7 protein-coding genes are annotated in these 10,013 nt (G+C 51.3%); all 7 read left to right on the forward strand.

What is annotated here, in order from left to right; translation table 11 throughout:
- Window positions 1–159 precede the first annotated feature (159 nt).
- Entirely contained in the window at window positions 160–2,760 is a 2,601-nt protein-coding gene (gene mutS / locus GF404_02540) for a DNA mismatch repair protein MutS (protein MBD3381054.1), read from the forward strand.
- A complete protein-coding gene (gene mutL / locus GF404_02545) occupies window positions 2,753–4,579 on the forward strand; it encodes a DNA mismatch repair endonuclease MutL (GenBank protein MBD3381055.1) in 1,827 nt (608 codons plus the stop codon). The genes mutS and mutL overlap by 8 nt, the downstream gene beginning before the upstream one ends.
- On the forward strand, window positions 4,569–5,498 hold the full coding sequence (gene miaA / locus GF404_02550; protein MBD3381056.1) for a tRNA (adenosine(37)-N6)-dimethylallyltransferase MiaA: 930 nt from the start codon (window positions 4,569–4,571) through the stop codon (window positions 5,496–5,498). Before mutL ends, miaA begins: the two co-directional genes overlap by 11 nt.
- 95 nt (window positions 5,499–5,593) lie before the next feature.
- A complete protein-coding gene (locus GF404_02555; protein MBD3381057.1) occupies window positions 5,594–8,044 on the forward strand; it encodes a LysM peptidoglycan-binding domain-containing protein in 2,451 nt (816 codons plus the stop codon).
- A 1-nt stretch (window position 8,045) separates the two neighbouring features.
- Window positions 8,046–8,936: a signal peptide peptidase SppA gene (gene sppA, locus GF404_02560; protein ID MBD3381058.1), complete on the forward strand. Its 891-nt coding sequence runs from the start codon at window positions 8,046–8,048 to the stop codon at window positions 8,934–8,936.
- A gap of 9 nt (window positions 8,937–8,945) precedes the next feature.
- Window positions 8,946–9,161, forward strand: a complete 216-nt coding sequence (locus GF404_02565) for a zinc ribbon domain-containing protein (protein MBD3381059.1) — start codon at window positions 8,946–8,948, stop codon at window positions 9,159–9,161.
- Between the two features lie 36 nt (window positions 9,162–9,197).
- Window positions 9,198–9,488, forward strand: a complete 291-nt coding sequence (locus GF404_02570) for an integration host factor subunit beta (protein ID MBD3381060.1) — start codon at window positions 9,198–9,200, stop codon at window positions 9,486–9,488.
- The last annotated feature ends 525 nt before the right edge of the window (window positions 9,489–10,013 follow it).

Here is a 10,013-nt window from a genome sequence, read left to right on the forward strand (position 1 = left end):
AAGCAAACCCTTGAAAACATCTTCTCCGGTTCCTACCGGGTCGTAATTATGGATTGATCATATTCTGACAAGATCATCCCGATTGCACTTTTTTCTATCTCAAAAATTCTGTATATTTTGCGTGAACGGATCAGCATTTAACCAGGTAGATTGATTCAGATGGTCGAAGAAAAACTGACACCCCTGATGGAGCAGTATTTCCGGATCAAGAAAGATTACCCGGACAAGATCCTGTTTTTCCGCATGGGTGATTTTTACGAGATGTTTGGCGACGATGCCGAGGAGGCCGCGCCTATCTTGCAGATCGCGCTGACCTCGCGCGCGCATGGCAAATCGGCTCGCCTTCCGCTGGCCGGGATACCTTACCACGCCATGGACAAATACCTGGCGCGCCTGATCGAAGCCGGTAAAAAAGTTGTTATCTGCGAACAGACCGAGAATCCAAAACTGGCCAAAGGGCTGGTCAAACGGGAAGTTGTCGAGATCGTCACCCCGGGGACCTTCACTCCCGCCGGGGACAATGGTTATCGTCCCAATTATCTCGCAACTGCCGTAGTCGATGGCGACACCTGCGCGCTCAGCTATATGGAACTGAGCACCGGTGAATTTTATGTCGAGTCAATTAAATCAGAGGATCTGATCGACCGTCTCCGGACTATCTCGCCCAGCGAGGTGGTCCTGCCGGAAAGCGACGATTCGCTTCAATCACGGGTCAAACTCTATCTTCCGGAGGTTTCACTTTCCCGCCTGGAGGACTGGAAATTCGACTACGATACAGCGCACCAGAAGCTTCTCGATCTGTTCGGGGTCGACAATCTCGAGGGCTTCGGGATTTCGAACGGCTTCAGCGGGGTCGGCGCGGCCGGAGCTGTCCTGTATTATCTCGAAGAAAACAAGCTGATCGAACTCAAGCATATCCGTGGCTTGAAAATACCGCGCGATGATTCGCGCATGTTTCTGGATCAGGCCACGATCGAGAACCTCGAACTGTTTTCTTCGGCCTCCGGGAAATCACTGTACTCGATCTTGAACCGCACCCGTACCGCCATGGGCGCGCGTTTTCTGGCCCGCGCACTGCAGGCCCCGCTTCAGGATTTGGCCTCGTTGAAAACCCGCCAGGACAATCTTCAGCTTCTGGTGGATGACCGCCGGCTCCTGGAAATAATTGCTGAACATCTCAAGGTTATCTCAGACCTGGAGCGAATTGCCGGACGGCTCGGTCGTTTCCGTGCCGGACCGCGTGATTTGACAGCACTGGCGGTTTCATTGAAGTCGACTTTGGACCTTATTGAAAATGCAGATGAGCTCCCCGGCTGTGAGACGATGCTCGACGACGATGATTTGCGCGCGACAGCTGAGATTGCCGGACTTATCGAAACTGCGCTGGTGGATGATCCGCCGGCAACTATTACCGACGGTCACCTGATTCGTTCCGGTTACGATTTTAGCCTTGATGAACTCAAAGCCTCGATATCATCTTCGCAAAAATGGATAGCCGAGTTGCAGGCGATCGAAAAAGAGCGCACCGGTATCCCCAGCCTCAAGGTCGGATTCAACAAGGTTTTCGGTTATTACATCGAGGTCAGCCGTTCGTATGTCGACACGGTGCCCGAAGAATATGTGCGTAAGCAGACTCTGGTTTCAGCCGAGCGTTATATCACCGACGAGCTCAAGCAGAAAGAGGAGTTGATCCTTTCTGCTGAAGAGAAGATTAACAGCCGCGAGGAAATGCTCTTTCTTGAACTGCGTGAAAAACTTTCGGAGAAAATCGAACTGCTTCAGAAAACAGCTGATTATATATCTGAAACGGATTTTTATCACGCCCTGGCGCAGGCTTCCCTGAGCGGTAATTATATCCGTCCCGAACTGAACGATTCCGACAGGATCGAGATAAAAAACGGACGCCATCCGGTCATAGAACAGATTCTGCCCTCCGGCAAATTCGTCCCCAATGACACCATGGTGGATACCCGCAAAAGCCAGATTCATCTGATTACCGGGCCCAATATGGCCGGGAAGTCGACCTACCTGAGGCAGGTCGGACAATTGGTACTGATGGCGCAGGTGGGTGCATTTATCCCGGCTGAGAGCGCCGAAATAGGGCTGGTCGACCGCATCTTCACAAGGGTCGGAGCGACCGATAAGATCACCCTGGGACAGTCAACTTTTCTGGTGGAGATGAACGAGAGTGCCAATATCCTCAATAACTGTACCGGGAAAAGCCTGATCCTGCTGGATGAGATCGGGCGCGGGACCTCCACCTATGACGGTCTTTCAATCGCGTGGGCAGTGGCCGAGTTTTTGCATGAAACCGAAAGACGGCAGGCCAGGACGCTTTTCGCTACCCACTATCACGAACTGACACGCCTGTCTGAACGCTTTAAGCGGATAAAGAATTTCCAGGTGGCGGTCAAGGAATGGCAGGACCAGATTATCTTTATCCGCAAGATCATTCCGGGGGGATGCGATGACAGCTACGGGATCTTCGTGGCCCGGCTGGCAGGGGTGCCCCGTGAAGTCACTGAACGCGCCCGGGTGGTTTTGAAACAGCTCGAGAAGGGTGTCTTCTTCGATAAGGCGGATAAAACTGAAAATCGAGAGGCTGAGAGTTTGTTCGATCACAAGTATGGAGGACAGGTCGAAACCTGGCAGAAGGTGATCGAGAAACTTCAAAAAGCCGATCCGAACCAGACTACACCGCTCGAAGCACTCAATCTTCTGGTCAAGCTCAAACAGATGCTGGAGGATAATTTTGACTGAGATCATTCGTCTTCCGGAAAACCTGGTCAATAAGATCGCCGCCGGCGAGGTGGTTGAACGGCCCGCGTCGGTAGTCAAGGAACTGGTCGAGAATTCCCTGGACGCGGGAGCATCCCAGGTCAGAATCGAGATCGAAGAAGGCGGAATAAAAAAGATCAAGGTAACCGACGACGGCCAGGGGATCGGCAGTGATTTTTTGCCATTAGCTCTCACCCGTCACGCCACCTCCAAGCTGACTTCCGCTGACCAGCTCGATTCCATCGCCAGTCTCGGTTTCCGCGGGGAAGCCCTGCCCTCGATAGCTTCGGTTTCGATGTTCGAGATAGTATCTAAACCGCGTGACCAGCTGGCCGGATACAAACTTAAAATAGAAGGTGGCAGGGAAATCCGGCGTTCCGAGGCCGGTGCTCCCGACGGCACCACGATCGAGGTGCGCGAGCTGTTTTTCAACACTCCCGCGCGCCGGAAATTCCTCAAGACCCAGGTGACGGAAACCCGCCATGTGATCGATGTCATAAACGGGCTTGCTCTGGCTTTTCCGGAATGCGGGTTCGAACTGGCCAGCGAGGGACGCAATATCCTCGCTTTGAATCGCTCCGGCTCGCGGGCAGAGAGGGTGCGCGACCTGCTCGGAGCTAATGATTTTGAGCGTATGATCGATTATTATGAGGAGACCGAAGAACTGACATTAGCCGGTTTCACGATCCGGCCCGAATTCGCACGTAAGAACCGCGCCCAGTTGTATTTTATCATCAATAACCGCAGGATCAGTTCACCCCTTCTGTATTCAGCGCTGATGAAGGCCTACGGTGAATTTCTGCCCCACAGGCGTTATCCGCTGGCGGTGATCTATCTCGACTTGAAACCCTGGCTGGTCGATGTCAATGTCAGCCCGACTAAAAGCGAGGTGCGTTTCTCCGACGAGCGCGCGGTTTTTCATGCCCTGATGTCCTCGGTCAGGAAAGCTTTGACGCGCGACGATGTCATCCCGCAGATGATCCGTTCCGGTGATGCCGAAGATGGTGTCGAAAAAAGCGAACCAGATAGCTACCGTATGAAGATCCGCCGTGCGGCCGAAAAATTCTTTTCGCAAAAACATGAGCCGGTGGTTTCCAGCCAGCCTGAACTGAGAATCGAAAGAAGGCCCGGAAACTATGAGGTCAGGGCGGATCAGCATCTCAAAAACTGGCGCCAAAAGCAAGTAGAGCGTGTTAGCCATGAGTCTCCTGCTGACAAATTGCCCGAAAGAAAATCCTTTCCTCATCGGATGATACAATTTGCCGACCTCTTCATCGTGGCCTTCACAAAGGACCGCCTGATGGTTGTCGATCAGCATGCCGCCCATGAGCGGGTTCTCTATGAGCGTGCGTTGAAATCTTTTGACAAGCAGAAGATGACTTCCCAGAAACTGTTGTTTCCGGTCAATATCGAACTGGAGCCGTACCTGTTGTCGGGCGCAGAAGAATATTTCGAGATATTGCGCGACCTGGGATTTGAACTGGAACGTTTCGGCCCGCGATCTCTGGCGGTCTATGCTGTCCCGGCGGTGGTGACCGGCAAAAATCCTGAAAGCCTGGTCAAGGATTTGATCGGTGATCTTCTGGAATACGAGAAAGAAGCTCCCGATCGTTTCAAGCTGACCGCCCAGATGTTTGCCTGCCGGGCCGCGATCAAAGCGGGTGATCGACTTTCCGAGGAGATGATGTCTGCTCTCTTGGAGCAACTCTTCAAGTGTGAGAACCCGTATATCTGCCCGCATGGGCGTCCCACCGTTATTCGTATGTCGGCTGAAGAGTTGAGGGAGCGCTTTGGACGCTAGCCCCGCTAAAAAACTGCTCGGGCTGGTCGGACCGACCGGGGTCGGTAAAACCGGGCTGGCGATCCGTCTCTGCCGGGAACTTATGGGCGAAATAGTCTCCTGCGATTCACGCCAGATCTACCGCAAGCTCGATATCGGTACCGCCAAACCGAATGCGGATGAGATCTCACAGGCCCGGCATCACCTGCTCGATATAATCGACATAGGCGAACAATTTTCAGCCTACCGCTTCCGCCAGATGGCCCTGGAGGTGATCGAAGATATACTCAAGCGGGGTAAAGTACCGCTGGTTGTGGGGGGGACCGGTTTGTACTACAGAGCGCTGACTGAAGGTATCTTCGAAACACCTCAACATGACGACAGCCTCCGAGGGGAGCTCGAAGCCGAAGCTGAACTCCATGGGAATCAGCATCTTCTGGACAGGCTGGCTGAAGTCGATCCCCGGACCGCGAAAAAGCTGTCTGTGGCCGACCGCTTTCGCATCATTCGCGCCCTGGAGATATATCACCTGACCGGAAAAACCAAATCCGAGCTGTCAGCCGAGGGAGATTACCCGGAAAAGACGTATAATTTTGTAACCGTTGGACTTAACCTTAAACGTAAAAAGCTTTACGAGCGTATTAATAAACGAGTGTTGAAAATGTTCGAGGAGGGGTGGTACGAGGAGACACGGGAGCTGATCGAAAAATCCGTGATAAATTCTGGTAACTATTCCAAGCTTATGGGGTACAATACCATATATGAGGTCATTGCCGACGACAGGGATCGTTCTGAGATGATCGCCAAGATTCAGCAGGCGCACAGGAATTACGCCAAAAGGCAGTTGACCTGGTTTAAGCGTGTCAGGGGGATCAGGTGGGTCTCCGCCGATGATCCCGATGCCTTTCAGAAAATAATGGAAGTTTATAATGACGAGTAAGTTATATAATCAAATTGCCGATTTAAAAAGAAAGCTGAAGGGGAGGATTATAACAGAAAAAAATCTTGACAAAATCTCACAACAGGATTTTCATTATGTTGTCAATCAATAGCTTGCTTATAAAGAAGGGTAATCAGATGAGAGAGCTGTCCGGTTATTTGCTGGTTTTTATTTTCACTGCGGCTCTGGCCTGCAGTTCCACCGAGGGGCGTTTCGATGGATCGGAGGGGGATGTCCCCGAAGCCCATACACTTGTAAAGAAAACCGATAGTGGCGAAGAGCAATCCCCGCCCGCTGAAACACAGGTCGTCGATGATCAGGAATTGATCGACGACGAGGCGATTTACAAATTCAGCCTGGCCGAGGAGTACTATGCTTTCGGCGTGGCCGCCAATATCGAGAAAGACTGGAAAGAAGCTGAGTACAATTTCGAAAAAGCGATCGATATTTTGACCACCCTTGAGGTGGCGGCTGAGGACGATACCTCACAGGTCGCGCTTGAATATCGCAAACTCATGAATGAGATAACAGCAGATTATAAAATCACTTTGTTCAATCTAACGGTGTTGTCGGAGGATGCTTCCCCGTACGCGCTGGATGAGAAATTCCGTCTTCTGGACAGCCTTTCCGGGATTTCCGCCGATTCGATGCGCACCACCGCTCAGGCCACCGACAAGGTGACTTACGATCTGCCGGTGGTTTTAAATGACCGGGTTAAAAAGTGGATATATTATTACCAGACATCAGCCCGTAAGAACATGGAGACCGCGCTGGCACGCTCAGGTATGTATATGCCTATCATGGAGAAGATACTGAAAGAAGAAGGTGTGCCCCATGACCTGGTTTACCTGCCGATCATCGAAAGCGCTTTCAAGGACAGGGCTTATTCTCATGCCCACGCGGCCGGTTTCTGGCAGTTTATCTCCTCGACCGCCCGCAACTGGGGCCTCAAGCGTAACTGGTGGTATGATGAACGCTATGATTTCGAGAAATCAACTCGTGCGGCCGCTCGTTATTTAAAATATTTGTATAAGGAATTCGGCGACTGGAGACTGGCCCTGACAGCTTACAACGGCGGTTCGGGCAATGTCCGCAAGATGATCCGTCGCAACCCGGGTAAAGATTACTGGGACTGGAAAATCTGGGGCCGGGATATGCGCAACTTCGTTTCCAAATACATGGCCGCCACGATCATAGCCAAAAATCCCGAACGCTACGGGTTCGATGTTCAAAAAGCCGATCCGCTGATCTGGGATGAGGTCAAGGTCGGCCGGGCTTTGTATCTCAAGGATATAGCCAAGGCGACCGGTGTCTCGGTCAGAAAAATCAAGGAACTCAACCCTGAAATCAGGCGCGATTATACCCCCCCGGATTACAAGAATTATACGCTCAGACTGCCGAAGAGAACGTCATCGAAGTTTTTGCTGGCGATGGATGACATGCAGTCTCCGAAAGAGACCAGCTGGGTTCGTCATCGTATCAGGAGAGGCGAAACAGTCTCAACGATCGCCCGCAGATATCGTGTTTCCCAATCGGCAATTGTACAGGCCAATAACCTGCATCGTCCGTATCGAATATATGCCGGTCACACACTGGTGATCCCGGTACCGCTGGACCGCGGTTCGACCGGCTACGCTTCCAGTAACCGCAACTATGAGCTGACCGGCGAACATTACATCGTCCGTCCCGGAGACAACCTGTGGAGCATAGCGCGGGCGTTTAAGACCACGACCGAGGCGATTCGACGGGCCAACAACCTGCCTCGCAAGAACCTGATCTATGCCGGTCAAAGATTGAGGATCCCTGGTTACACGACCTCATCAGCCGGTTCGAATGTTGAGTATTTCACACATACGATTCGCAAGGGTGAAACCCTGTCGCTTCTGGCGAAACGCTATGGTTGCACGATCAGTCAGCTCTGCGCGCTAAATCGTCTGAGCACGCGCAGTACTCTCCATATCGGCCAGAGGCTTAAAGTGCCCGGCAAGCAGATGGCATCTTCTTCCAGACCTGCCAGCGGTGAATCGTTTAACCATACGATCCGGCGGGGCGAAACGCTCTCATACCTGGCCCGCAGGTACAATACCAGTGTGCTGGATATCTGCCGTTTGAATGGTATCAGCACCCGCTCGACGCTTCATATCGGCCAGAAACTGAAAATACCGGGTAAGAAAACTGAACTGAATTATGCCTCCTCCAGCAAGTCGCTGGCTTCCGGAGATTATTTTAATCATCGTGTACGCTACGGCCAGAACCTGTGGTATATCGCTCGCAAATATGGTACTACAATTGAAGAGATCTGCCGTCTCAACGGCATCTCTCGCAACAGCGTGCTGGCTGTGGGGCAGGCGCTCAAGGTGCCGATTCGCAAACAATCCAGCGCTTCGAGCAGGAACTTTATCTATTACACGATCAAAAGGGGAGATACATTGTGGGAGATCGCCCGCTCTTTTGCCACTTCGACCGACGAGATCCTGAGTATCAATAATCATATAAATCCCCGCAGTCTCAAGCCGGGGGAGAAAATCAAGATTCGAGTGAATTGATTTGGCTAAAGGGAATAATATAGTTCTTGGACTGGTGGTCGGCTCGTTTGTGATCCTGTTTTTAGTTTTTTTTGCGATCGGTATCATCAGGATGTCATCCGACCGGACCGGCTGGTCCGGCTTTGGCGATAAAGTCGCGATAGTCGAGATCCAGGGAACTATCGATCGCTCCGAGCAGATCGTCGACGATCTGCGGAGATACGCCGACGACAACTCGGTCAAAGGTATCGTAGTCAGGATCAACTCGCCCGGCGGAGTTGTCGGGGCGGCCCAGGAGATCTACGCCGAGGTGCTGAGGATCAGTTCAGAGGAGCGTAAGCCGATAGTGGCCTCGATGGGGTCGGTGGCGGCCTCCGGGGGGTACTACATAGCCTGTGGAGCGGATTGTATCTATGCCAACCCGGGTACACTTACCGGGTCGATCGGAGTGATTATGCAGTACCCTGTGATGAAGGATATGCTCGACAAGATCGGGATACAGTTCGAGACTGTCACAGCAGGTGAAGTCAAGGATGTCGGCTCACCTTACCAGTATCCGGATGACAGGGATAGTGTGGTGCTCAAGCGAGTGATCGAGGACACTCATCAGCAGTTCGTCAATGTGGTCTCGGAAAGGCGTCGCATGGATCCCGATGAGGTCGTCGAAGTTGCTGACGGTTCGCTGTTTACCGGTCTTCAGGCGCAAAGGCGGGGTCTGGTTGACTCGCTCGGAGGACTGGAGAGCGCGATCGCCTACCTGGAAGAATTGAACGATTATGGTTCCGGATTGAAACGAATTCGACCTGAAGCTGAAGAAGGGTTTACGATTTTTGATCTTTTTGGCAAATCTGCCACAAAAATCATTAATTTTTCTGATGTGGGAAGTCCAAAATTAATGTATCTTTACAGATGATTTGAAGTTATGCCGATATACGAATATACATGCAGGAACTGCGAGCACCATTTTGAAGAGCTGGTGCGGGGCGATGAAGGTACTCTCTTCTGCCCGGTTTGCCAGTCGATGGAGTGCAAGCGAGAGTTTTCGGTATTCGGTTTTTCCTCAGGTTCAGGTTTTGTATCCTCCACGGGGGCCGGATGTACCGGATGCAGTTCACACAACTGCAAGGGATGTAAATAATTATATTGAATAAATTGGTCTTCTAAGGAGGGAAATATGACCAAGGCTGATTTGGTGGAACAGGTTGCCGAAAAAACAGGCCTGACACGCACCGATGTAGCGGTGGTGGTAGATACATTCCTGGACACTATCAAGAAGTCTATGGAGATGGGTAATAATATCGAGATTCGCGGTTTCGGGACCTTCAAGATCAAACTTCGTAAGGCCCGAAAAGCCCGCAATCCTCGCACGGGAGAAGAGGTTCCGGTGCCTGATCGCAAGGTGCCTGTTTTCAAACCGTCGAATGAATTCAAGGGTATGATTACCAAGTTGCCGCTCGAGGAATAATCTTTTTTTCCTTGATTTTTAACGAGTTATTACGTATCATCACCTGAAGTTCATTACAAAACAGCAGGAGGATTGATGCCATCTGGTAAAAAACGGAAGCGTCAGAAAATAAAAACTCATAAGAGGAAAAAAAGAAGAAAACGCGATCGCCACAAAAAGAAAGTTAAATAAAAGAGCCATTCCCCTGGCTCTTTTTTTTATGCGTGTTTCAACTTTATCGTCAGTTCACAAATCTCGACATGAAAATTGCAGGTCAAATCTCGCTCTGGAGATTTGACTTTATGCGTAATGCCAAACTGTCCGGTCGCCTGCAACCTGACCGGCCTGCCTAATCATATAATTTTTTTTAATCATAATTAAAGCTGATCCGAATTTATCCATAAAAACAGGGCAGGCCATATCGGCCTGCCCTCGTTATTTATCGGGTGTCAACAGTATCAAACCGTTGACATTCTATCTATGTTTAGCAATCCGGTTCGCCGTCGCCGTCGGTGTCGCAGGGAGCATTGCCACCAGCGAAAGCGA

It is taken from the genome of Candidatus Zixiibacteriota bacterium, assembly GCA_014728145.1.
GTDB lineage: Bacteria > Zixibacteria > MSB-5A5 > JAABVY01 > JAABVY01 > WJMC01.